Below are 22,741 nucleotides of genomic sequence, written 5' to 3' on the forward strand. Positions count from 1 at the left end.
CCGTGGCGGCCGTCTCCTGCACCGCGGCGAATTGCTGCTCGACCGAGGCGGCCTGCTCCTGCGCCGAGGCCCGGATCTCGGCCGCGGCCGCGTTCAGGTCCGCCGTCGCCGCGCGGTTCGTCCGCGCCAGGTCCGAAAGACCCGCCACCATCGTGTTCAAAGTCGTGCTCAGACGGCCGATCTCGTCGCGCCCGCCCGCCGCCAGCTGACCGGACAGATCACCCTCGCCGACCCGCCCCACGAAGCCCATCACCCGCACGAGTGGCCGGACGATGAGGCGGTTGATGGCGATCCCGATACCCAGGCAGATCAGCAGCGTGATCAGCGTCCCGCCCCACAGCGCGAGGCTCTCGTTGCGCTCGCCCCGGGCGACGCGCTCGGCCAGCGCGGCCCGCACAGCGCCTTCGAGCCCCTCGATGGCCGCGAGCTTCTCGCGGAATGTATCGAACAGCCGCTTGCCCTTTCCGTCCGCCTCGATGCTGACCGCCTCGTCGCGCTTCGACGGATCGGCCGCGATCCGCACGGCGACCTCGCCAACCTCGGTCTGCCAGCTGCGGGCCGCGGTCACGGCCTCGGTCAGCAAGCGTGTCCGATCGGGATCCTGGCCGATCAGAGTTCTGAGCCGGTCGATCGCCTCGTCCAGCGCCTGACGGCCCGTTCGGTAGGGCTCCAGGCTGCCGTCGCGGCCGGTGATCAGGTAGCCGCGCAGTCCGGTCTCCTGATTCAGCATGGCGGCGCGGAACCCGTCGAGGGCACGAACCAGCTGGTTGGACCGGCTCCGCGCATCGGTCGCGTCTCGCAGCTGATCGGCCGTGATCAGGACCGCGCCGCTGCTCAGGACCGACACCAGGGCGATGACGCCGATCGCGCCGCCCAAGATCCGGTTGAGTCCCAGCGTTTGGGGCATGGTCTGATTCACCCTGGTCGGACCTCCGCACGGCCCTGGTTAGGCCGCGGCCGAGGCACGCACGCCTCATAGCGCCGCCGCCCGACGGACGCGAGCCGGCGGGCCGAGCCTCTCCCGCCATCACCGACCGGTGCGGAGCCCTTACCTGTGGACCGGGCTCGCTTTCCGGGGCATTCCGGCCGATCCGGCACGCCAGGTCCAGGTCCGATATTTACGCATTGTAAACCGACAAGCGACTTGTACTTGTGCAAGTTCGTGATCGTGCATGCATCTAAATAACGATCGCCGCAGTTCCCGATCGTAAAGGTTTCTCAGAGGGCGTTTGCGTCACGCGCGATGTTGATTTCTTTCCTGATCGATACCGATCGCAAAGCGGATCCGCTCGACGCGAACCTTCGGGCGCGCGCCCGGGTCGAGCAATTGGACGTCGCGCTCCGCCTGGTTCCCTTCACGATCCTCGTGAGCCTCAGCGTCGTACAGGTGATCGTCTACCTGTTCTGGAACCCGGAGAACCGCGTCTACCTCGCCGGACTCGAGACGCTCGTCCTGCCGCTGGCGGTGGTCTCCCTCCATCGGTGCTGGCGCTGGCGCTCCCGACCCAAACCCCTCCAGGTGCCGTCCTCGTTCGTCCAGGGCGTCGTCCTCGCCGCGCAGGCCTACGGATTCCTCCTGGCCTCGATTCCGGTCATGCTCTTCGCCGGGGCCGACGCGCACGGGCGGCTGCTGATCGCCTCCAGCATCGCGGGCCTGATCGCGACCGGCATGAGCGCGGCCGTGCTGCCACGCGTCGCCATCGGGTATTCCGGCCTGATCATCCTCGGCTCGTTCATCGCGCTCGCGACGACCGGGGAGCCGTTCTACATCTACGTCGCGGTCCTGCTGTTCTTCTACGCGATCTTCATCTGCTTCACGATCCTGCATCTCAGCCGGCTCCTGACGATGCGGGTCATCGCCCAGATCGAGCTGGAACGGCAGCAGGAATTCACCCACCTCCTGCTCAACGAGTTCGAGGAGAGCGCCAGCGACTGGCTGTGGGAAACCGATGCCGACCTGCGGCTCCAGCACGTCTCGCCGCGCCTGATCGAGGTGGCCGGCTCCTCCGAGCGCCAGCTGATGGGCCTGCCGCTGGAGCGGCTGCTGCTGCCGCCGGTGGCGCCGCCGAGGAGCCACTCGAGTACCGCGCTGTGGGGCTGCATCGCCGAGCGGCGCGCCTTCCGGAACCTGCACCTGCAACTCGACATCGCCGGCGAGCGGCGGACATGGTGCCTCAGCGGCAAGCCGACCTTCAACCGCGCCGGCACCTTCTCGGGTTATCGCGGCGTCGGCTCCGACGTGACCGAGAAGCGGCGCTCCGAGGAACGGCTGTCGTACCTCGCCCTCCACGATTCCCTGACCGATCTGCCCAACCGCGTCCTGTTCCATCAGCTCCAGGAATCGGCGCGGGAACGGCTCGCGCAGGGGGACCGGTTCGCCGTGCTCGCCCTCGACCTCGACGAGTTCAAGAGCGTCAACGACACCTTCGGCCACGCGGCCGGTGACAGGCTCCTGAAATCGGTCGCCGAGCGGCTCAGGAGCTTCGAGGCGTCCGATGTCCAGCTCGCCCGTCTGGCGGGCGACGAGTTCGCGGTCCTCGCCACCGGCCGGAGCGCCCGGGACCTGCACGCGATCGAGGCCCTCGCGAACGGCATCGTCGAGGCACTCGCGTCGCCGTTCACCATCGACGGCATCCGGCTGACCGTCAGCGTCAGCATCGGGATCGCGATCGCCCCGCAGGACGGGTGCCAGGAAATCATGCGGCGGGCCGACCTCGCGCTCTATCGCATGAAGAGCGAGGGCCGGAACGGCTACCGCTTCTACGAAGCCGAGATGGACGAGCGGATCGAGGCGCGGCGGGCCCTCACGGCCGACTTGCGGGGCGCGCTCGATCGGGACGAGTTCGTCCTCTACTTCCAGCCGATCGTGGCGGCCAAGGAGTGCCGCGTGCGCGGATTCGAGGCGCTGATCCGCTGGAAGCACCCGGTGCGCGGCTTCGTCTCGCCGGGCGAGTTCATCCCCCTCGCCGAGGAGACCGGGGTGATCATACCGCTGGGCGAATGGATCCTGCGCGAGGCCTGCCGGGTCGCGGCCGGCTGGCCCGGGGATGTTCGCATCGCCGTCAACCTGTCTCCGCGGCAGTTCCGGCACTCGGACCTGACCCAGCTCGTCCGCTCCGCCCTGCGCTCAAGCGGGCTGGCCGCCGCGCGCCTGGAACTCGAGGTGACCGAATCGGTGTTCCTGGAGGCCACGCCGGCGATCAACGCCACGCTCTCCAAGCTCCGCGAGATGGGCGTGCGGCTGTCCCTGGACGATTTCGGAACCGGCTACTCGAGCTTGAGCTACCTGCGCCGGATCGCCTTCGACAAGATCAAGATCGACCAGAGCTTCGTCCGGGACCTGCCGCAGGAGCGCAGCGCGGCGGCAATCGTGAACGCCATCATCGACATGGCGACGGGCCTCGACATGACAATCACCGCGGAGGGCGTCGAGACGGACGCGCAGCGCGCCTGCCTGCTCGAGCAGGGCTGCCACGAGTTCCAGGGCTACCTGTTCAGCAAACCGCTTCCGGCCGAGCAGGCCGCGGCGCTCGCGCGCAGCCGCCAGCTCCTCCCGACGGCGGTCCGGGCGGCGTGAGACACGCTCAGACGCCGAGGGGCGCCACCCCGGTCGGGCCGGCCTCGCCCTCGACGGCGTGCGGCGAGGTCTTCGGCCAGTAGGGCAGGAAGCCCTCAATGATGGTCCGCGGGATATCGAGGGGCCGGTAGTGGACGGTGTCCACGAACATCAGCGACTGTTCCCCGCGCCCGAGCAGGCCGTTGACCTCGCTGTGAATCTCGTGCGCAAGGGTCACGAATTTCCGGTTATGGCTCGCGATCGAGATGCGCACGGTGACCGGCTCGAATTCCATCGCCTCCCGGCGGAAATCGTGATGGAAGGATTTGGTCAGGATGTAGAAGTCCGTGGCTTTGAGGTCGAAGTTTGGCATGCAGATGTTGAAGAACAGCTCGCGCGCCTTGCCGACCCAGCGGACGTAATTGGCGAAGTAGACGTTTCCCACCGAGTTGGTGTCGTCGTAGGTCGGGATCAGCCGCAGCACGAACCAGTGCCCATCGAATCCGTGTGATGCCACGGCGTCCGTCTGGTCCGCCGCGACGGGGACCGGCACGGGCGCCGGCCGCGGCACGGGCTCAGCCGCCGGCATCAGCTCCGCGACCGGTGGAGGAGCGCGCCAGCCCGTCATCTCCGCGATCATCGGGAGGGCACCGATCAGGCCGATGAGCGGCGCGATCGCGAGGAGCGCCCAACTCGGGGCCAGCCAGCCCGTGACGAAGATCAGGCACGCCGTCGCGCCGATCATGGACGTGAGGACCGGGTCGTACCGGCGCGTCGCGCCGAGCGTCTCGCAGACGAGACAGGCCGCCGCCCCGACGAGGAGCGTCGCGAAGGGCATCATCAGGTAGAGGAGCGAGAGGTTCGCCCAGACCGCCGCCGCCGCGGTGGCCAGCGCGGCTGCGAGAATCCAGACCGGCGACGCCACCAGTCCGGCCGGAACGAAGGCGAGAAGCGGCGAGTTGCTGCGCGCGGTGACCGAGGTCCCGAGCCAGCGCGTGGCGCTGTAGAAGCTGTCGATCGTGGTCGCCGCGGCGATCGCCGTCCAGATGACGAAGGCTGCCGTGACGCCGGGAGCAGAGTCGCGACCGACCGCCTGCGCCAAGGCCGCGTAGGCTCCCGGCAGGCCGTCCGACGAGACGACCGGCGCGCCGAATCCCGCCCGCGCGGCGAGCAGTGCGTTGATCGCCAGGAGGCCGAGGAACAGGAGCGCGCCGGTGACGTAGGCCCCGCGCACCGACCCGCCCGTGCGCCGGATCTCGACGGCGCGCTGCCAGTGCTGGATGTCCATCCACGGACCGAGCAGGAAGCCGACCAGCGAGGGGACCACCAGGCCGTAGAAGCGCTCGTCGAACGCCTGGAGCGGGACCTCCCAGCCATCCTGCCGCACAGACAGGCCACCGAGCAGTAGCGCGCTCGCCGCGAGCCATAACGCCAGCGCTCCGCCGTGGATCACCCGGATCCCGCGCAGCGGGACCGCGTGACCGATCGAGCAGGCGACCAGCACCAGAGCGATCACGCCGACGGCGGCGGCGTGGCCGAAGAGCGGGAGCCACGCGTAGGCCGCGAAGCCGAAGACCGTGATCGCGACGGCGAAGAACTGGGCGCCCAGGAACAGGAGGGCGTAGGGACCCTGCACCGCCGCCACGATCGCGTCGAGGTTCCGGCGGGGCCCGCCGAGCACCCAGCCAAACAGGCCGAGACCCGCGGCATTCGGCAGGGAAAAGGCAAGAAACCCGAGCCAGCCGTAGGTGAGCGTCACATGGATCGCGTAGAAAAACCCGAGCCCCCAGAGCCACGACAAAGCAATCGTGGGCGCCCAGGCCGCGGAGCGGATGAACTGGGAAGGCATTGTGGCTGCAAGCGCTCCAGACCTAGAGCTGCAATAGCGTATCAGATTCGTTTCGGGAATATGGCGGGTTCGAAAGAAAGCGGATATAAGATATCCATTAACGGAAAAGCATCGGACTGGGCGCCCGCGGCTGGCGCTCCGCGCAGCGCGCGCGTCGTCTCGGCACCCGTGTTGATGCGCAGGCCCGCACGGCCCAACTAGTCGGCGGTTTTCTGACTGTCGCGGACGAGATCGACGAAGGTGCCGACCACGGCAGCCTTCGCGGGCGTCCACAGCGCGAAGACGTCGGCGCGAATGCGGGGTCCGTCGAGGGGTCTGTAGACTACGTCGGCGTGCGCCAGCCGGGCGACGTATTCCGGGATGATGGCGATGCCCAGACCGGACGCGACGAGGCTCGTCAGCGAAGCCGCCTCGACAGCTTGATGGGTGATGGTCGGTGCGAAGCCGGCCTCGACGCAGCAATCCCAGAGGTACTTCGCGAACAGCGAGTCGGACATCCTCAAGAACACGAATCGCTCGTCGCGCATATCGGCGAGCCGGAGCCGACCGCGCGCGAGACGGTGCCCCTTCGGCAAGACGGCCCGGACGGTCTCGCTCCACGCGCGGACCCGGACGAGCGCGGCGTCCTGAGGCGGGGCGCGCAGGAAACTCACGTCGGTCTCGCCTGCCTTCAGCATCGCGATCTGTCGATCCGGCGACATCTCGTGGATCCGGAGATCCACCGCCGGGTGGATCTCCGCGAAAGTCCGGATCGCGTGACCGAGCGGCCCGGCGAGCATCGAGCCCGTCAGGCCGACATTGATGATGCCGGCTGTGCCCGCGCCGATCGCACGCGCCCGCTCGACGGCGTCGGCGGCCCGCTCCAAGAGAGTGATCGCCTGAATGTGAAAGTCGTGGCCGGCCCGCGTGAGCGCCACGCGCCGGGTCGTCCGCTCGAACAGCGCCGTCCCGATCTCGTCCTCCAGATCGCGGATCTGCTGGCTGAGCGGCGGCTGCGCGACACCGAGGCTCTCCGCGGCGGCGGTGAAACTCAGGTGCTTCGCGACGGCCACGAAATAGCGGAGATGGCGCAGTTCCATGACGCGATTCAGACTTCGGACGTTTCAATCTAAATGAAATAGATATTTGACGTCTAGATCGCCCGGCACGATCTTGCCGCTCGGAAGGCCGGCCCTGCATCGCACCGCACGATGCCGCCGCGTTCGGCGATCTGGTGCGATCGGACCCGCCCGTGAGAGGCGGGCCGCTCGCGGCGGAACCGGGCATGCCCCTCCTGGGAGGTTGCGATGAAGCGCTTGTTCGGGTCGCTCTTCGGGCAGGTTGTCGCCGCCCTCGTGATCGGCATCCTCCTCGGGCGGCTCTGGCCCGATCTCGCCGTCACCCTGAAACCGCTGGGCGACGTCTTCATCAAGCTCATCAAGATGGTCGTCGCGCCGCTGGTCTTCGGCGTCGTCGTGCACGGCATCGTCGGCGCCGGCGATCTCCGGAAGGTCGGCCGAGTCGGCCTCAAATCGCTCATCTACTTCGAGGTGGTGACGACCATCGCGCTCGCACTGGGCCTCGTCCTCGCCTACGTCTTCGCGCCCGGTCACGGCATGAACGTCGACCTGGCGGCGCTGGATGCCAAGTCGCTCTCCAGCTACACCGACCGTGTCGGGCAGGTGACGAGCACCGTCGACTTCCTGATGAAGCTGGTGCCGACGACCTTCGTCGACGCCTTCGCCAAGGGCGACATCCTTCAGGTCCTGCTCCTCGCGATCCTGTTCGGGTCCGGGCTCTCGCTCCTCGGCGAGCGCGGCAAGCCGCTGGCCGAGAGCCTGGAGCGCATCACCGAGGTCCTGTTCCGGATCATCGGCTTCATCGTGCGGCTGGCGCCGCTCGGCGTGCTGGGTGCGGTCGCCTTCACGGTGGGCAAGTACGGGGTCGGATCCCTCAAGCAGCTCAGCATGCTGGTGATGCTGTTCTACGCGGGCGTCGCGCTCTTCGTTGTCGTGGTTCTCGGCGGGATCATGCGGCTCGCGGGTTTCAGCATCTTCAAGCTGCTCGCCTATCTCCGCGAGGAACTGACCGTCGTGGCCGGCACCGCCTCCTCGGACTGCGTCCTGCCGCAGGTCATGCGCAAGATGGAGCGGCTCGGGATCAAGGAATCCACCGTCGGCCTCGTGATCCCGACCGGCTACTCCTTCAATCTCGACGCCTTCTCGCTCTACCTGACCCTCGCCACCGTGTTCATCGCCCAGGCGACCAACACCGAACTGTCCTTCGGCCACCTGATGCTGATCCTCGGCATCGCGCTCCTGACCTCCAAGGGCGCCCACGGCGTGCCCGGCTCGGCGATCGTCGTTCTCGCCGCGACGCTCTCGGCAGTGCCCGAGATCCCGGTGATCGGGCTGGTCCTCGTCCTGTCTGTCGACTGGTTCGTCGGCATCGCCCGCGCGCTCGGAAACCTGATCGGCAACTGCGTCGCGACCGTCGTCATCGCCGCCTGGGAGGGCGACATCGACCGGGCGCAGGCCAACCGCGTCCTGAACGGCGAGGACACCACCGACACGGCGGAGATCCTCGAGGCGCCCGTCGCCGAGCCGCGCACCGCGTGACGGGATCCCCGACAGATGTTTACAGCTTGAAGTCGCATTCCGGAGACCGACCATGAGCGCTGGAGCCTACAACCCACCCTGTGGCGGCCTGCCCGGCCAGACGCGGCTGATGACCGGCCGCGCGGTGTTCACCGAGGCCTACGCGGTGATCCCCCACGGCGTGATGAGCGACATCGTCACCAGCCTCCTGCCGGGCTGGGACAGGACCCAGGCCTGGATCCTGGCCCGGCCGCTCTCGGGCTTCGCCGAGACCTTCGCTCAGTACCTCATGGAGGTCGCCCCGGGCGGCGGCAGCCAAGTCCCCGAGCCGGAGCCGCAGGCCCAGGGCGTTCTCTTCGTGGTCGCCGGCGCGGCCAGCCTCACCCTGGAGGGCGCGCGCCACGCCCTAAGGGCGGGCAGCTACGCCTTCCTCGCCCCCGGAGCGTCCTGGGCCCTGCGCAACGATGGCGACGCGCCCGCGCGCTTCCACTGGATCCGCAAGGCCTACCAGCCCGCCGCCGGCCTGGACGCGCCGACGTCCTTCGTCACCCACGAATCGGCGGTCGAGCCGGCCGGCATGGTCGGCACCGACGGCGCCTGGGCGACGACCCGCTTCGTCGCCACCGACGACCTGCGCCACGACATGCACGTCAACATCGTCAGCCTGCGCCCGGGCGCCTCGATCCCGTTCGAGGAGACCCACGTCATGGAGCACGGACTGTTCGTGCTGGAGGGCAAGGCCGTCTACCGGCTCAACCGCGACTGGGTCGAGGTCGAGGCGGGCGATTTCATGTGGCTGCGCGCCTTCTGCCCGCAGGCCTGCTACGCGGGCGGCCCGGGCCCGTTCCGATACCTGCTCTACAAGGACGTCAATCGCCACCCGGCCCTGGCGCCGCGCGGGCTCGGCCGGTGAGCGCCGAGGTGCGCGACATCGTCGCCCGGCCGCTCACGGCCGAGGCGTTCGCGCCGTTCGGCACGGTGATCGACGCGGCCGCGGTGGCGCCGCGTTCGATGAACGGCGGCATGGCGCGGCGCTTCCACGACCTCGCCGCGATCGAGGTCGTGGGCGAGGGGTCTAGGGTGGTGATCGGGCTGGTCGAGGCGCAGCCCTACCCGATGCCGCTGCGGCTCGGCCTGGTCGAGCGGCACCCGCTGGGCGCGCAGGCGTTCCTGCCGCTGAGCGCGGCGCCGTTCCTGGTGGTGGTCTGCCCGGACGCCGAGGGCCGTCCCGGCCCGCCCGAGGCCTTCGTGACGGCGTCGGGACAGGGAATCTGCTACGCGCGCAACACGTGGCACGGGGTGCTGACGCCCTACGGCCAGCCGCAGGATTTCGTCGTGGTCGATCGCGGCGGCCCCGGCGTGAACCTCGAGGAGCACACCTTCGCAGAGCCCTGGACGGTGCATCTGCCCCTCCGGGACTGACGCGGACCGCGCCACCCCCGCCGTCGCCGCATGTCCACGGTCTCGCGCGCCCGGGGCTGACGCGGCCGCCCCGTATCAGCGGCGGCCGGATGCAATCATTCCCGGGGGCGAGGTCGCGAAAGCCCGTTGACTGGCACCGGTCAGCGGCTATCGAGGCCGCAATCAGGAGTCCGCACCAACGCGGACCCGAGGAAACGCCGGGCCCCGCGCCCGTACCGGAAAGGCCGCCATGTCCCTGTACCGCACGCCCCTGTCCCGCCGGCGTTTCCTGGCGACGGGCTCGACGGCCCTCGTCGCCGGCACCCTGGCGGCACCGCATGTCGCGCGGGCACAGAAGGCGGAGTTCACCTACAAGTACGCCAACAACCTTCCCGACACGCACCCGATGAACATCCGCGCCCGCGAGATGGCGGAGGCGCTCCGCACGGAGACCGGCGGCCGGTTCGACCTCAAGATCTTCCCGACGAGCCAACTCGGCTCCGATACCGACACGCTGAGCCAGCTGCGCTCGGGCAGCGTTGAGTTCTTCACGATGTCGCCGCTGATCCTCTCGACGCTGGTGCCGAACGCGTCGATCAACGGCATCGGCTACGCCTTCCCGAGCTACGACGCGGTCTGGCCGGCCATGGACGGCGAGCTCGGCGCCTGGGTCCGCCAGCAGATCGCCAAGGCCGGCCTCGTCGCCATGGAGAAGATCTGGGACAACGGCTACCGCCAGACCACCTCGTCGACCCGGCCGATCGCCACGCCCGACGACTTCAAGGGTTTCCGGATCCGCGTCCCGGTCTCGCCGCTCTGGACCTCGATGTTCAAGGCCTTCGACGCGGCCCCGGCGTCGATCAACCTGAACGAGACCTACTCGGCCCTGCAGACCAAGATCGTCGAGGGCCAGGAGAATCCGCTGGCGGTGATCTCCACGACGAAGTTCTACGAGGTGCAGAAGTACTGCTCGCTCACCAACCACATGTGGGACGGCTACTGGTTCCTGGCGAACCGCCGCGCCTGGGAGCGCCTGCCGGCGGACCTGCGCGAGACGGTGGCGCGCCACATCAACGCCGCCGGGATGAAGGAGCGGGCCGACGTCGCCCAGCTCAACGCCAACCTGCAGGCGGACCTGTCGAAGAACGGCATGGTGTTCAACAAGCCCGACCCGGAGCCCTTCCGCGACAAGCTGCGCAAAGCCGGTTTCTACGCCGAGTGGAAGGGCCGGTACGGCGACGAGGGCTGGTCGCTGCTCGAGAAGGCCTGCGGGAAGCTCACCTGATGAGCGCCGCGGGGGCGCCGCGCGGCGGGGTCGCGCCGTGCTCCCGGCGGGTGATGAATCTCGCCCACTTCCTGCACCGGGCCGCGCGGCGGTACCCCGACGCGGTCGCGCTCGCCTGGGGTGACCGACGCTGGACCTGGGCCGAGCTCGACGCCCGGGTCGACGCCATGGCGGCGGCGCTCAAGGCCCGCGGCGTGGCCAAGGGCGACCGCGTGCTGATCCAGGCACGCAACAGCAATCAGCTGTTCGAGTCGATGTTCGTCTGCTTCCGCCTCGGGGCCGTCTGGGTGCCGGCCAATTTCCGGCAGACGCCCGCGGAGATCGCCTATCTCGCGCGCGCCAGCGGCACCTCCACGCTGATCTGCGGTGCGGGATTTCCGGACCACGCCGCCGCCGTGCGCGACGCCTGTCCCGAGCTGGACCGCATCGTCGCGATCGGCGGCGCGGATTTCGGCGCCGATTACGACGCGCTCGTCGCCGAGCATCGGGGCGCGGCCGCGGCCGCGGCGGATGTCGAGCACGATGATCCGTGCTGGTTCTTCTTCACCTCGGGGACGACGGGCCGACCGAAGGCGGCGGTCCTGACTCACGGCCAGATGGCCTTCGTCATCACCAACCATCTCTGCGACCTGATGCCGGGCACGACGGAGGCCGACGCGTCCCTGGTCGTGGCGCCGCTCTCGCACGGGGCCGGTATTCACCAGCTCGCGCAGGTCGCGGCCTGCACCAAGACGGTGCTGACCGCCGGCGAGCGGCTGGATCCCGCGGAGGTCTGGGCCCTCGTCGAGGCGTGGCGCGTCACGAACCTCTTCACCGTTCCGACGATCGTGAAGCTGCTGACCGAGCATCCCGCCGTCGCGACGCACGATCATTCCAGCCTGCGTCACGTCATCTACGCGGGCGCGCCGATGTATAGGGCCGACCAGCAGCACGCGCTGCGGGTGCTGGGCCCGGTGCTGGTGCAGTATTTCGGTCTCGGCGAGGTGACCGGCAACATCACGGTGCTGCCGCCCCGCCTGCACGCGGCCGAGGACGGGCCGGACGTCAAGGTCGGCACCTGCGGATTCGAGCGCACCGGCATGCAGGTCCAGATCCAGGACCCGGAGGGCCGCGCGTGCCCGCCCGGTGCTACGGGCGAGATCTGCGTCTGCGGCCCAGCCGTCTTCGCGGGCTACTACGACAACCCGGAGGCCAACGCGTCGGCCTTCCGCGACGGCTGGTTCCGGACCGGCGATCTCGGCCATCTCGACGCCGAAGGCTTCCTGTTCATCACCGGCCGCGCCTCGGACATGTACATCTCCGGCGGTTCGAACGTGTACCCGCGCGAGATCGAGGAGAAGCTCCTGACCCATCCGGCGATCACCGAGGCCGCGATCCTCGGCGTGCCGGATCCCGCCTGGGGCGAGGTCGGTGTCGCGGTCTGCGTCGCGCGTCCCGGGATGGCGGTGGAGGAGGGGGCGCTGATCGCGTGGCTGTCGGCCGACGTCGCCCGCTACAAGCTGCCCCGGCGCGTGTTCTTCTGGGAAGCGCTGCCGAAATCCGGCTACGGGAAGGTGACGAAGCGCGCGATCCGCGAGGGTCTTGAGGCGCGCGGCGATCTGCCGCTCGACGCTTCGGCACGGCCGAAGAACTCGTAAGCCCGGTCTGGCTCCGCTCGGGGCCGTCTGTCCCGCGACGACCGCATCGCACCCGTTCGTCGTGGGACGTCGAGACCTCGCGACCGCTGGTCGTTAACGTCCCCAGCCGGCAGCATGTTTTCGGTGCATGACAGCCCATGCGCGGAGCCCCTGACGGACTCCCGGGGACCGCTCCATATTGCGGCGCAACACGTCGGGCGTTCCGCCCGAGTCGGACCGGGATCGGGCACGATGACAACCCTCGCGAACCTCGTCGGGCTCCGCACTGAGAACGGCGCGCCGCTCCTCGCACAGATCGCTGGGCGCTTCGGCACCGCGATGCGCCGCGCCGCGGCCGGACGCTACGCCGAGCAGCGTGACCGGATCGTCCGGACTGGCGGCGCCGGCATGATCTGAGGCACCCGGCACGCCTCGGCGCAGGCGCGCACACGGCCTGCCCACCGCCGTGGCGGTGATGCTGCAGTGGCGGAACAGGCCCTCCGGCGTGTCAGACTCGGGTAAGCCGGTCATCCCCACGAATCCGCCATCCTCGCCGATCCAGCGGTCCCAGCTCCGAGCGGGTGCCGTCAGAGGAAGCCGATCGAGAACCAGGGGACGAGGATGATGGCGAGGAGGCCGATCAGCAGGGCCACGATGTATCCGACGATCGGGCGCATCCCGGCATCGGGATGGATCCGGCTGATCGCGCAGGCCGCGTAGTAGCCGACGCCGAAGGGCGGGGCGAACAGGCCGATGCCCATCGCGAGGATCACCACCATGGCGTAGTGGACCTCGTGGACGCCCACTGCCCGAGCGATCGGGAACAGGAGCGGCCCGAACAGCACGATCGCCGGGATACCCTCCAGCACCGAACCCAGGATGATGAAGGCGACGGCCGAGACGAACAGGAAGCCGAGCGCGCCGCCCGGGAGGCTCTTCATCACCTCGGCGAGCGTCTGCGAGAAGCCCGACTGCGTCAGCGCCCAGGCCATTCCGGTCGCCGCGCCGATGATGAGCAGGATCGCGCCGGACAGGGTCGCGGTTGTCACCAGCATCGGGTAGAGCCGCCGCCAGTCGAACTGGCGGTAGATGAGCAGCCCCGCCAGCGCCGCGTAGACGATGCCGATGGTCGAGACCTCGGTGGCGGTGGCGATGCCTTCGACCACCGCGAAGCGGATCACGAAGGGGAGGGCGAGCGCCGGGATCGCCACCAGGAAGGCGCGGCCGATGACGCGGCCGGACGGGCGGGCGACGTGGCTCAGGTCTTCGCGGCGGTAGCGCCACCAGACCAGCCCGCACAGCGTCGCGGCGAGGACGACGCCCGGCAGTAGGCCGCCGGTGAACAGGGCGGTGATCGACACGCCGGTGACCGAGCCGATGGTGATCAGCACGATCGAGGGCGGGATGGTCTCGGTCTGCGCGCCCGTCGTGGCGAGCAGGGCCACGAGATCGCCCTCCTTGGCGCCCCGGGCCTTCATCTCGGGAAACAGCACGGGCGCGACGGCGGCCATGTCGGCCGCCTTCGACCCCGAGATGCCCGAGACGAGGTACATCGCCCCGACCAGCACGTAGTGCAGGCCGCCGCGGACGTGGCCCAGCAGCGAGGCCAGGAAGCCCACCATGGCGCGGGCCATGCCGGTCATCTCGATCAGGAGACCGAGGAACACGAAGAGCGGTACGGCGAGCAGGATGAGGTGGCTCATCCCTTCGTCCATGCGACCGACCACGACCATGGAGGGCGCGTCGGTTGTCAGCGTGATGTAGGCGAAGGTCGACAGGCCGAACGCGAAGGCGATCGGCACCCCGGAGAAGACCAGCGCGCCGACGCCGACGACGAAGAACAGCAGCAGGTTGAGATTGCCGAGGTTGGCGAGCCACGGCTGGAGCACCAGGAGCGCGGCGGCGACGCCGCCGCCCAGGACCAGCGCGCCCACGGTCAGCTTCCAGTCGGCCGTTTCCAGGAGGCGGATCAGGGCCACGATCAGCATGAGGCCGAGGCCGATCGGCAGGGCGGCGGCGCGCCACGCGTTGTTCAGCTCCAGCGCCGGAGTCTGCACGAAGGTCTCCTCGCTGGCGAACTCGAAGGCCGGCTCCAGCAGGAGGGCCACGAAGATCAGGCCGGCCACCAGGGCGACCGTCTCCAGGAAGGCGCGCAGGCGCGGGCCGCTCATGGCCACGAACGCGGTCATGCGCATATGCTCGGCGCGCCGGAAGGCGACCACGGCGCCCAGCATGGCGAGCCACAGGAACAGGATCGAGGCGAGCTCGTCCGACCAGACGAGGGGTTCGCGGAACACGTAGCGGCTGACGACCCCGCCGAGCAGCACGGCGATCTCGGCCAGGACGAGCAGGGCCGCGGGGATCTCCACGAGGTAGCCGAGCCCGATATCCAGCCGGCGCAGCCAGTTCCGGGCGCGCAGCGGCGGCCCCGCCAACTCGATCCCCGCCGTCGTCTCGACGGCCGCTATATCAACCTGCATGGCGCCCTCCCGACGGAGCCTGTCCCGATGCCGCTGGCGACGGGAAAGGCTCCACGTGCGTCTTCGCGTGTTTCTTGTGATGCGTCCCGGGGCGCCCTCGTTCTCCGATACCGTTACCCGATCCGGCTGAAAGCGCTTCAGGTCAGTTTGCCCGACACGTCCTCAAGATGCGACCACGCCACGTCGCCGTACTTGGTTTTCCAGTCCTTGTAGAAGCTCGTCCGTCCCAGCGCCGCGCGGAACTGCGCACGGTCGACCTCGACGAAGGCGATGCCCTTCGCGGTCAGGCTCTCCCGGAGCGACACGCTGAGCTTGGCGACGTCGGCCCGCTGGGCGTCGGCCGAGCGGTCGAGTTCCCGCGAGACCACCGCGCGCAGATCCTCGGGCAGCCGCTGCCAGGCCCGCTTGTTGCCGAGGATCCAGTAGCCGTCCCAGACATGGCCGGTCATGCTGCAGGACTTCTGCACCTCGTAGAGCCGTGTCGTGGCCGTGATCGCGAGCGGGTTCTCCTGGCCTTCGACCACCCTGGTCTGGAGCGAGGAGTAGAGCTCGTTGAAGTTGATCGGCGCCGCGCCGGCATCGAACGCCTTGAACAGGGAGGTGAGCATCGGCGCGGGCGGGACGCGGATCTTGAAGCCTTTCAGGTCCTCCGGCGTCCGGATCTCGCGGGTCGACGAGGTGATCTGCCGGAAGCCGTTGTCCCAGACCTTCGAGACCGTCAGGATCGGCGTCCTGGCGATCTCCGACCGGACGTAGCTGCCCAGGCCGCCGTCCATGGCCGACCAGACCGCGTCGTAATCCTGGAAGGCGAAGCCGGTGTTCGGCAGGCTGGCGGCCGGCACGAAGGTGGCGAGGATCGAGGTCGCGAGGTTGAAGAACTCGACGCTGCCGTTCCGGACCTGGGCGAGCAGGTCGGTGTCGGAGCCGAGCTGGTTGGCGGGAAACAGCTTGATCTCCAGGCGGCCGCTCGTGGCCTCCCGGATCCGATCGAGTGCCTCCTGCGCCCGGACGTTGACCGGGTGGCTCGGGTCCTGGCCGGTGGCGAGCTTGTAGGTGAACTCGGCGGCCTGCCCGCGTCGGGTGAGGATACCGAAGGTCGGCAGGGCGGCCGCGCCCACGAGCAGGCTGCGGCGGCTGAGACGCGTGTCGCGCATGGTTCCTCTCCCTGGATGGTTCAGGCCGAGCGATCCCCGCCGTTGACCGGCGGTGGATCCGCGACCCGCATGGCTGTCCGGGGCGGCGGGTACGGACCCGGCGCCGTCGTCGCGCGCGCCGCGCGGCGCGTCAGGCGCTCTCGCCGTTGAGCAGGCGGTAGGCGCGGATGACCTGGCTGTCGTCGGCGGTGCCGTCGCCGCGGCCGGAGGTCGAGACGAAGAGCTGGTGGGCGAGGGCGGCGAGCGGCAGCGCCGCCCCGGCGCCGCGGCCGGCCTCCAGCACGATGCCGAGATCCTTGACGAAGATGTCGACGGCGCTCGTGACCCGCGGCGCGTCCTCCAGCATCCGCGGGCCACGGTCGCGCAGCATCCAGCTGGCGGCCGAGGAACCCGAGAGGATCTCCAGGACCACGTCGAGGTCGACGCCGACCCGCCCGGCGAGCGCCAGCGCCTCGGCGGCGGCCGCGATATGCACGCCGCACAGGAGCTGGTTGACGGCCTTCACGGTGGCGCCCTGTCCGGGCCGCTCGCCGACGTGGAAGATCCGGTCGCCCAGGGCATCCAGGATCGGACGCAGCGCGGCGAGCGTCTCAGCGGGCGCCGCCGCCATGATCGTGAGCGAGCCGGCCTGCGCGCCGACGACACCGCCAGAAACCGGCGCGTCCGCGAAGCGCCGGCCGGCGGCGGCAATGCGTTCGGCCAGCCGCTCCACGGCCTGCGGCGGGCAGGTCGCCATCAGGACCACGATGCCGTCCGGCGCGAGGGCGTCGAGGGCGCCCTGGGCGAACAGCACGTCCTCGGCCTGCGCGGCGTTCACCACCATGAGGAGGAGCGCGTCGGCGCCCGCGGCGGCGGCGGCCGGCGTGTCGGCCGGGGCCCCGCCGGCCGCCGCGAAGGCGGCCCAGCTCTCGGGCCGCAGGTCGTAGCCGCGGACCATCAAGCCCGCCGCGATCAGATTGGTCGCCATCGGCAGGCCCATGGCGCCGAGGCCGACGAGGGCAACGCGGCTCACAGCCATGATCGGATGCTCCGCGCCATCGCGGCGGTTGAGATGCCGTACCGGTCGTGGAGGGTCGGCAGAGCGCCGGCGTCGAGGAACTCGTCCGGCAGGCCGATCTGGCGGAAGCCGCGTCCGGGCATCACCCCGTTGCGCATCAGCAGCCCGGCCACCGCCTCGCCGAGCCCGCCGATCACGCTGTGGTTCTCGGCCACGACCACGAGCCGCCCGCCGCGCCCGGCCTCGTGCAGGATCGTCGCCGCGTCGAGGGGCTTGATCGTCGGCACGTGCAGCACCGCGACGTCGACCCGGTCGTCGCGCAGGGTGTCGGCGACCTCCAGGGCCCGCATCGTCATCAGGCCCGAGGAGATCACCAGGACGTCGCGGCCGTCGCGGATCGCTTTGGCTCTGCCGAGCTCGAACCTGTATCCGTACTCGTCGAGCACAAGCGGCACGTTCCCGCGCAGGAGTCGCAGGTAGACCGGGCCCTTGTGGGCCGCCATCGCGGGGACGACCTGCTCGGTCTCGTGGGCGTCGCAGGGGTCGATGATCGTGAGGTTCGGCATCCCGCGGAAAATCGCGAGATCCTCCGTCGCCTGGTGGCTCGGGCCGTAGCCGGTGGTCAGGCCGGGTAGTGCGCAGGCGATCTTGACGTCGAGATTCTCCTCCGCGATCGCGAGGCAGATGAAGTCGTAGGCGCGCCGCGCCGCGAAGACCGCGTAGGTGGTCGCGAAGGGCGTGAACCCCTCACGAGCCAGGCCCGCGGCGGCGCTCATCAGCAGCTGCTCGGCCATCCCCATCTGGTAGAAGCGCTCGGGATGGGCCTGCGCGAAGATGTGGAGGTCCGTGTACTTCGACAGGTCCGCCGAGAGGCCGACGATGTCGGGCCGGGCCTCGGCGAGCGCGACCAGGGCGTGGCCGAAGGGCGCGGCCCTGGTGCGCTGCCCGGGGGCGGCGAGCGAGGCGATCATCGCCGAGGTCTTGGCGCCGCCGCCGGTGCGGGGGGCGGGCTTCTCGTACTTGGAGCGTCTCACCGCACTCTCCCCTCGTCCAGGATCGCCAGGGCCCGCTGCCACTCGTCCGGCTCGACCCGCAGGAAGTGGTTGCGCTCGCGCTCCTCCAGGAACGGCACGCCCTTCGCCATGCGGGTGTCGCAGATGATGATTCGGGGCTGCGGGCCGGGATGGGCGCGCGCGGCGTCGAAGGCCCGGACCAGCGCGTCGATGTCGTTGCCGTCGACGCGCTGCACGAACCAGTTGAAGGCCTCGAATTTCGGTGCCAGCGGCTCGAAGTTGAGCACCCCGTGCGAGGCGCCGTCCGCCTGCATGCCGTTGACGTCGACGAGGCCGATCAGGTTGTCGAGCTTGAACGACCCGGCCGACATGGCGGCCTCCCAGGTCGAGCCCTCGTCCAGCTCGCCGTCGGAGAACAGGTTGTAGACGAAGCTCCGGGAGCCCTTCCGCTTCAGCCCCAGCGCCATGCCGACCGCGATCCCGAGGCCGTGGCCCAGCGAGCCGCCCGTAATCTCCATCCCGGGCGTGTAGGCCGCCATGCCGGACATCGGCAGGCGGCTGTCGTCGCCGCCGTAGCTCGCCAACTCGTCCTCGGGAAGGATCTCCGCCTCGATCAGGGCGGCGTAGAGGGCGATGGCGTAGTGGCCGATCGACAGGAGGAACCGGTCGCGGCCCTCCCATTCCGGATCCTCAGGCCGGTAGGTGAGAGCATGAAAGTAGCTCACCGCCAGCACGTCCGCGATGCCGAGCGCCTGGGCGATGTAGCCCTGGCCCTGGACCTCGCCCATGCGGAGGGCGTGGCGGCGGATGCGGTAGGCGCGCTCGCCGAGCGGCACGTTGGAGCCGGCGCGCGGTCGCTCTGTCGGGACATCGATCGCCACGGCGGTCTCCTCAGTGGATCAGCATGCCGCCGTTCACGTCGATCACCGCGCCGGTGATGTACGTGGACAGGTCGGAGGCGAGGAACAGGCAGGCGTTGGCGACGTCGTCCGCGACGCCGAGGCGACCGAGCGGGATGCCCCTGGCGATCTCGACCTTCAGCTCGGGCGTGAGCTTGCCGCCGGTGATGTCGGTCTGGATCAGCCCGGGGGTCACGGAATTCACCCGGACGCCGTCCGGGCCGAGCTCGCGGGCCATGGCCTTGGCGAGGCCGAGGACGCCGCCCTTGGCGGCGCTGTAATGCGGTCCGCCGAAGATGCCGCCGCCGCGCTGGGCCGAGACCGACGACATGCACACGATCGCGCCGGTGCCCCGGCCGCGCATCGTCGGGATCACCGCCTGGCTCATGTACAGGGTGCCGCGCAGGTTCACGTCGGTCACCGCGTCGTAGTTCTCCGGCCCGATCTCCATGATCTTGAGGGGCTGGGAGATGCCGGCATTGTTGACCAGCACGTCGATGCGCCCGAAGCGGTCGACGACCTCCGCCGCCGCCGCCGAGCAGGCCGCCCGGTCGGTGACGTCGCAGGCGAGGCCGAGATGGCCCGGCCCGATGTCGCGGGCGGCGGCCTCGGCCTGGCCGGCGTCGAGGTCGAGGACGGCGACGCGGGCGCCGTGGGCCGCGAAGAGGCGCGCGGTGGCCTTGCCGATGCCGCGGGCGGAGGCCGCCCCGGTGATCACGCACACCCGGTCGTTCAACAGCATGGAGTATCCTCCCGGCGACCCGCGACATTGCGGGATCGGACCTGTCGGCGCGACGGGAGGGGCCGGGCCTTCAGCCGCGCGTCCGGGAACCGGGCCCACGGATCGGGCGACTGGCGGCGTCCTGCTCTCCCGCCTGTGTTGTTGCGGGGAGAGTGCCGGCGCGACGCGCCCGCGACAAACGCGGAATTTGCACCCGCAGGTGAATTCCGGTCACCTCTTGAGCGTATCAGGCGAGGTCGGGGCTCAGCGCGATCCCGAGTTCCTCGGCCAGCCACCGCGCGAAGACCCGCAGCGGTGCGCGCCGGCGCGCGTCGGCCGGGCAGACGAAGTGGTGGCCGACGTAGCTGATGTCCTGCGAGCGCCCCGCCAGCGGCGCGACGAGGCGCCCGGCCGCCACCTCGCGCTCGGCGAGGCGGGTCGATTCCAGGGCGACGCCGAGTCCGTCCGCGGCGGCCGCCAGGGCCAGGAAGCTCCGGTCGAAGCGGATGCCCGCGCTCGGCTGAGCGGCGATCTGATTCCGCTCGAACCAGTGCGTCCAGCGCACCTGCTTGTTGTCGCTCTGGATCAGGGTCTGGGCCAGCAGGTCGGAGGGCTCGCGGATCCGGGCGGCCCGCGCGGGATCGCAGAGCGGCGTGACCGTCTCCGGACCCAGCGGCATCCGCACCAGGCCTTCGCCGCGGGGCGGTCCGTAGACGATGTCGGCGTCGAACTCGTCGGTGATGAACCGCGCGTAGTCCATGCCGGCGGCGAGGCGCACCTCGAAACCCGGATGGGCGTTCAGGAATTTGGCCAGGCGCGGCGCGAGCCACTGCGCGGCGAAGCTCGGCGCGCAGTGCAGCCTGAGCAACTGCGGCCCGCGATTCGCCACGAGATCGAAGCCGCGGTTCAACTCCGCGAAGGCGCGCCCGACATGGTCGCAGAGCGCCTCTCCGGCGGGGGTCGGCGCGATGCCCTGGCCCGCGCGCTCGAACAGCACGACGCCCAGCGTCTCTTCCATCTTGCGCAGGGCGTGGCTGACCGCGCTCGGGGAGAGATTGAGTTCACCCGCAGCGGCCTTGAACGAGCGCCGCCGCGCGGCAGCCTCGAAGATCCGGATGGCGGAGAGGGGAACGGGCGGCCTCATCCCGGTCAGAATGGGCCGCGACCGGCGCCGCTGGCAACGGGGCCGCGCCGGCGCGTCGCCCCCGGCGGCCCCGGCGCACCGGGATCAGGCCGACCGGTGACCGCGGACCCGGACCGGGGCGGCGATCGGGACGATCTTGCCCTGCTGGGCGACTTCGCACAGGACGGCCACCATCGCGTCGGCCTGCGCGTCGAGGTCGGGCGGCCCGACATCGTCGCGGGTGTTGCGCCAAGCGATGAAGATGCAGGCCAGGATGGCCGACGCGCTGGCCGCCAGGGGAGCGATGATCAGCGCCGCGAGGGCGCTCACCGGCGCCAGGATCGCGGCTGTCGCGAGGCCGCTGACGATGGCTGCGGCTATCAAGACGATCATCGGAGCCCCGCCCGATCTGCGTGGCCGGGCCCTGTACCCATCCACCGTCCGAGGATCGCGTCACAAAGGTTTACGTTTCGTTAACAGCAAGCTTTGATTCGATAGTGCTTCGATCGCCCTCCACGGGATTGCTTCACGCTCAGCGGTTCCGCGCCACCGAGAGAAGCTCGGACGCTGATCTGCCGCCCCGCCGGCGGCCTATCGGGTCGTGCCGACCGGTGGGGCGCGCCGGGCCGGATCCCGATCGATGCCGCGGGCGCCAACGCGATCGCGTCGCGATTGACGGTCCGGCAGCGCCGGGCTGTCGCGACCGGCAATCCGCTCCGGCTCGGCGCACCGTGGGTCCGAAAGGCCAAGTCTGCGGTCATGCCGGTCACGGGAGACGATGCGAACACTGATCGCGCCTTCGTGATCTTCGGCCCACGGAGGGTAGCCGTTCGCTCTGCCGGCCATGTGCCGCGAACGGCCCGTACTGATACGTTCCGATCGGGTCTAGTATACGACGATCCCTTGCTGCTCACGGTTGGGCGATGATAGCCCTTTCGCGAGTGGCGTGTGGGAATTCTGTCTCCGATGGCCATCGATGTTGGAGTTGGCGCGCGCCTGCGCGAGATCGCGGCTGTCGTTGGCTGTCCGGTCGAGGCCTTCTATGGCCTGGACGGCGACACGTCCGATGCGGGCATGACGCGCGAACTGTTCCGTCTCTGGCACGCGATCCGGGAGCCGCAGGCCCGTGAGCGCGTCTTGGACAGCGCGCGGCGCGAGGCCCGCGGCGAGGTGGTTCACGCGAAGGCCGCCGAGTAGGGTTCGCACCGTCGCTTCTCGGCGCGGCTGCTCCGGGAGCCGAGCCGCTCCCGATGCCGTCATCGCCCCTGTGCGATCCAACCCAGGACTGTCGCGCAGCGCTCCGCCTGCTCGCGGGTCAATCCCGAGGCGACGGCGGCGCCGTTGCGGTAGACCACGAAGGTCCCGTCGTCGGTCGCGCGGATCTTGACGGACGCCATCACTCGACTCCCGACGTGAGAGCCTGAAGCTGGGACAGGCCCGCCGCGGTGATCTGCCAGACCGCAACCGGCCCGTCCGGACCATCGTGCGGCTCGATCCGCTGGAGACGACCGATGCTCTCGAGCGCTGTCAGCCGGCTGTGGTCGCCTGGCCAGGAGGCGTCCGCCTTCTGGCGGATCGAGATCTGGTAATCGCGTGCCTCTGCTGCCTTGTTGAGAAGACGGCGCTCGTGGTTCACTCGCATCGGCACTCCGGCTCAGCTCGGGTCGGTACGCAGTAACTACCGACAGGCTGGCCGATATGGTTAAGCTTGGCAACCCCGCGGCCGCCACCGGCTCTGGATAGCCGCGACCGGCTTCACGGCGGCGAGCTAGCCGGCGTTGAGGGTCAAAACCGGTTTGCCGCGTCGATCCTGCGCGGCGCTACGCCGAAGCTCCGCGATTGTCCGCGCGACCTTGGCCCCGGGCGCCGGCCGAGCCGGTCGCGCCCAAAGAGAAAGGCCGGCCGGGTTTCCCCGGCCGGCCCTTCGTTTCCGCGTGGGCGTGGCTCAGCGCAGGAGCTGGAGGACGCCCTGCTGGGCGGAGTTGGCCAGCGACAGGGCCGAGATGCCCATCGACTGGCGGGTCGACAGCGCCTGCGAGTTCGCCGCCTCCTGGTTCAGGTCGGCATTCGT

At 69.9% G+C, this 22,741-nt stretch carries 22 protein-coding genes; 8 read left to right on the forward strand and 14 right to left on the reverse strand.

From position 1 onward, the window contains the following. A partial coding sequence (locus ACLBXO_RS29700) for a CHASE3 domain-containing protein (protein WP_447687644.1) occupies positions 1–907 on the reverse strand: 907 nt, incomplete at its 3' end. A gap of 336 nt (positions 908–1,243) precedes the next feature. On the opposite strand from ACLBXO_RS29700, the gene ACLBXO_RS29705 reads away from it, so the two are divergent. Beyond that, complete coding sequence (locus ACLBXO_RS29705; RefSeq protein ID WP_447687645.1) at positions 1,244–3,577, forward strand: putative bifunctional diguanylate cyclase/phosphodiesterase; 2,334 nt, start codon at positions 1,244–1,246, stop codon at positions 3,575–3,577. Positions 3,578–3,584: 7 nt separating this feature from the next. On the opposite strand, the gene ACLBXO_RS29710 is transcribed toward ACLBXO_RS29705, so the two are convergent. Both ACLBXO_RS29710 and ACLBXO_RS29715 read right to left on the reverse strand, forming a co-directional pair. After that, positions 3,585–5,405: an acyl-CoA thioesterase gene (locus ACLBXO_RS29710; protein WP_447687646.1), complete on the reverse strand. Its 1,821-nt coding sequence runs from the start codon at positions 5,403–5,405 to the stop codon at positions 3,585–3,587. A 197-nt stretch (positions 5,406–5,602) separates the two neighbouring features. Then, positions 5,603–6,484 carry a LysR family transcriptional regulator gene (locus tag ACLBXO_RS29715; protein ID WP_447687647.1) on the reverse strand — a complete coding sequence of 294 codons (882 nt, stop codon included), beginning with the start codon at positions 6,482–6,484 and terminating at the stop codon, positions 5,603–5,605. A 207-nt stretch (positions 6,485–6,691) separates the two neighbouring features. Between ACLBXO_RS29715 and ACLBXO_RS29720 the strand changes: the two genes are divergently transcribed. From ACLBXO_RS29720 to ACLBXO_RS29745, 6 genes are all read left to right on the forward strand, one after another. Next, positions 6,692–8,002: a dicarboxylate/amino acid:cation symporter gene (locus tag ACLBXO_RS29720; protein ID WP_447687648.1), complete on the forward strand. Its 1,311-nt coding sequence runs from the start codon at positions 6,692–6,694 to the stop codon at positions 8,000–8,002. Between the two features lie 52 nt (positions 8,003–8,054). Continuing rightward, a complete protein-coding gene (locus ACLBXO_RS29725; protein ID WP_447687649.1) occupies positions 8,055–8,894 on the forward strand; it encodes a bifunctional allantoicase/(S)-ureidoglycine aminohydrolase in 840 nt (279 codons plus the stop codon). Beyond that, complete coding sequence (locus ACLBXO_RS29730; RefSeq protein ID WP_447687650.1) at positions 8,891–9,403, forward strand: ureidoglycolate lyase; 513 nt, start codon at positions 8,891–8,893, stop codon at positions 9,401–9,403. The genes ACLBXO_RS29725 and ACLBXO_RS29730 overlap by 4 nt, the downstream gene beginning before the upstream one ends. A gap of 229 nt (positions 9,404–9,632) precedes the next feature. Then, the gene (locus ACLBXO_RS29735) at positions 9,633–10,667 is read left to right on the forward strand and encodes a TRAP transporter substrate-binding protein (protein ID WP_331317714.1); all 1,035 of its coding nucleotides are present in this window, start codon (positions 9,633–9,635) and stop codon (positions 10,665–10,667) included. Continuing rightward, positions 10,667–12,304, forward strand: a complete 1,638-nt coding sequence (locus ACLBXO_RS29740; RefSeq protein ID WP_447687651.1) for an acyl-CoA synthetase — start codon at positions 10,667–10,669, stop codon at positions 12,302–12,304. The genes ACLBXO_RS29735 and ACLBXO_RS29740 overlap by 1 nt, the downstream gene beginning before the upstream one ends. 231 nt (positions 12,305–12,535) lie before the next feature. Next, positions 12,536–12,700: a hypothetical protein gene (locus ACLBXO_RS29745; protein ID WP_331317718.1), complete on the forward strand. Its 165-nt coding sequence runs from the start codon at positions 12,536–12,538 to the stop codon at positions 12,698–12,700. Between the two features lie 170 nt (positions 12,701–12,870). Here the strand turns inward: ACLBXO_RS29745 and ACLBXO_RS29750 are convergent, their stop codons facing one another. From ACLBXO_RS29750 to ACLBXO_RS29785, 8 genes are all read right to left on the reverse strand, one after another. Next, positions 12,871–14,763: a TRAP transporter large permease gene (locus ACLBXO_RS29750; RefSeq protein ID WP_447687652.1), complete on the reverse strand. Its 1,893-nt coding sequence runs from the start codon at positions 14,761–14,763 to the stop codon at positions 12,871–12,873. A 137-nt stretch (positions 14,764–14,900) separates the two neighbouring features. Next, on the reverse strand, positions 14,901–15,917 hold the full coding sequence (locus ACLBXO_RS29755; protein WP_447687653.1) for a TRAP transporter substrate-binding protein: 1,017 nt from the start codon (positions 15,915–15,917) through the stop codon (positions 14,901–14,903). Between the two features lie 130 nt (positions 15,918–16,047). Further along, the gene (locus ACLBXO_RS29760; protein WP_447687654.1) at positions 16,048–16,935 is read right to left on the reverse strand and encodes an NAD(P)-dependent oxidoreductase; all 888 of its coding nucleotides are present in this window, start codon (positions 16,933–16,935) and stop codon (positions 16,048–16,050) included. Continuing rightward, on the reverse strand, positions 16,926–17,948 hold the full coding sequence (locus ACLBXO_RS29765) for a transketolase family protein (RefSeq protein WP_447687655.1): 1,023 nt from the start codon (positions 17,946–17,948) through the stop codon (positions 16,926–16,928). Before ACLBXO_RS29765 ends, ACLBXO_RS29760 begins: the two co-directional genes overlap by 10 nt. Further along, complete coding sequence (locus tag ACLBXO_RS29770) at positions 17,945–18,808, reverse strand: transketolase (protein ID WP_447687656.1); 864 nt, start codon at positions 18,806–18,808, stop codon at positions 17,945–17,947. The genes ACLBXO_RS29765 and ACLBXO_RS29770 overlap by 4 nt, the downstream gene beginning before the upstream one ends. A 10-nt stretch (positions 18,809–18,818) precedes the next feature. Beyond that, positions 18,819–19,568, reverse strand: coding sequence for an SDR family NAD(P)-dependent oxidoreductase (locus tag ACLBXO_RS29775; protein WP_447687657.1), 750 nt, complete (start codon positions 19,566–19,568; stop codon positions 18,819–18,821). Positions 19,569–19,794: 226 nt separating this feature from the next. Beyond that, positions 19,795–20,691, reverse strand: coding sequence for a LysR substrate-binding domain-containing protein (locus ACLBXO_RS29780; RefSeq protein WP_447687658.1), 897 nt, complete (start codon positions 20,689–20,691; stop codon positions 19,795–19,797). A gap of 84 nt (positions 20,692–20,775) precedes the next feature. Then, complete coding sequence (locus tag ACLBXO_RS29785) at positions 20,776–21,063, reverse strand: hypothetical protein (RefSeq protein WP_447687659.1); 288 nt, start codon at positions 21,061–21,063, stop codon at positions 20,776–20,778. A 573-nt stretch (positions 21,064–21,636) separates the two neighbouring features. On the opposite strand from ACLBXO_RS29785, the gene ACLBXO_RS29790 reads away from it, so the two are divergent. Then, positions 21,637–21,867, forward strand: a complete 231-nt coding sequence (locus ACLBXO_RS29790; RefSeq protein WP_331317730.1) for a hypothetical protein — start codon at positions 21,637–21,639, stop codon at positions 21,865–21,867. Between the two features lie 59 nt (positions 21,868–21,926). Here ACLBXO_RS29790 and ACLBXO_RS29795 read toward each other — a convergent pair whose 3' ends face one another. The 3 genes from ACLBXO_RS29795 to ACLBXO_RS29805 all read right to left on the reverse strand — a co-directional run. Further along, positions 21,927–22,067: a hypothetical protein gene (locus ACLBXO_RS29795; RefSeq protein WP_012319948.1), complete on the reverse strand. Its 141-nt coding sequence runs from the start codon at positions 22,065–22,067 to the stop codon at positions 21,927–21,929. Beyond that, entirely contained in the window at positions 22,067–22,312 is a 246-nt protein-coding gene (locus ACLBXO_RS29800) for a hypothetical protein (RefSeq protein WP_447687660.1), read from the reverse strand. Before ACLBXO_RS29800 ends, ACLBXO_RS29795 begins: the two co-directional genes overlap by 1 nt. A gap of 303 nt (positions 22,313–22,615) precedes the next feature. Then, positions 22,616–22,741 (reverse strand): flagellin (locus tag ACLBXO_RS29805; protein ID WP_447687661.1); only part of this gene is annotated, 126 nt, incomplete at its 5' end.

This window comes from Methylobacterium sp. C33D (assembly GCF_053345825.1).

What these genes read in the sequence shown, in the direction of transcription:
- ACLBXO_RS29725 (WP_447687649.1), top strand. Translation starts at nt 8,055, where the DNA reads ATGAGCGCTGGAGCCTACAACCCACCCTGTGGCGGCCTGCCCGGCCAG.
- ACLBXO_RS29790 (WP_331317730.1), top strand. Translation starts at nt 21,637, where the DNA reads ATGGCCATCGATGTTGGAGTTGGCGCGCGCCTGCGCGAGATCGCGGCT.
- ACLBXO_RS29710 (WP_447687646.1), bottom strand. Translation starts at nt 5,405, where the DNA reads ATGCCTTCCCAGTTCATCCGCTCCGCGGCCTGGGCGCCCACGATTGCT.
- ACLBXO_RS29760 (WP_447687654.1), bottom strand. Translation starts at nt 16,935, where the DNA reads ATGGCTGTGAGCCGCGTTGCCCTCGTCGGCCTCGGCGCCATGGGCCTG.
- ACLBXO_RS29755 (WP_447687653.1), bottom strand. Translation starts at nt 15,917, where the DNA reads ATGCGCGACACGCGTCTCAGCCGCCGCAGCCTGCTCGTGGGCGCGGCC.
- ACLBXO_RS29705 (WP_447687645.1), top strand. Translation starts at nt 1,244, where the DNA reads ATGTTGATTTCTTTCCTGATCGATACCGATCGCAAAGCGGATCCGCTC.
- ACLBXO_RS29745 (WP_331317718.1), top strand. Translation starts at nt 12,536, where the DNA reads ATGACAACCCTCGCGAACCTCGTCGGGCTCCGCACTGAGAACGGCGCG.
- ACLBXO_RS29775 (WP_447687657.1), bottom strand. Translation starts at nt 19,568, where the DNA reads ATGCTGTTGAACGACCGGGTGTGCGTGATCACCGGGGCGGCCTCCGCC.
- ACLBXO_RS29715 (WP_447687647.1), bottom strand. Translation starts at nt 6,484, where the DNA reads ATGGAACTGCGCCATCTCCGCTATTTCGTGGCCGTCGCGAAGCACCTG.
- ACLBXO_RS29740 (WP_447687651.1), top strand. Translation starts at nt 10,667, where the DNA reads ATGAGCGCCGCGGGGGCGCCGCGCGGCGGGGTCGCGCCGTGCTCCCGG.
- ACLBXO_RS29750 (WP_447687652.1), bottom strand. Translation starts at nt 14,763, where the DNA reads ATGCAGGTTGATATAGCGGCCGTCGAGACGACGGCGGGGATCGAGTTG.
- ACLBXO_RS29720 (WP_447687648.1), top strand. Translation starts at nt 6,692, where the DNA reads ATGAAGCGCTTGTTCGGGTCGCTCTTCGGGCAGGTTGTCGCCGCCCTC.
- ACLBXO_RS29785 (WP_447687659.1), bottom strand. Translation starts at nt 21,063, where the DNA reads ATGATCGTCTTGATAGCCGCAGCCATCGTCAGCGGCCTCGCGACAGCC.
- ACLBXO_RS29800 (WP_447687660.1), bottom strand. Translation starts at nt 22,312, where the DNA reads ATGCGAGTGAACCACGAGCGCCGTCTTCTCAACAAGGCAGCAGAGGCA.
- ACLBXO_RS29735 (WP_331317714.1), top strand. Translation starts at nt 9,633, where the DNA reads ATGTCCCTGTACCGCACGCCCCTGTCCCGCCGGCGTTTCCTGGCGACG.
- ACLBXO_RS29795 (WP_012319948.1), bottom strand. Translation starts at nt 22,067, where the DNA reads ATGGCGTCCGTCAAGATCCGCGCGACCGACGACGGGACCTTCGTGGTC.
- ACLBXO_RS29780 (WP_447687658.1), bottom strand. Translation starts at nt 20,691, where the DNA reads ATGAGGCCGCCCGTTCCCCTCTCCGCCATCCGGATCTTCGAGGCTGCC.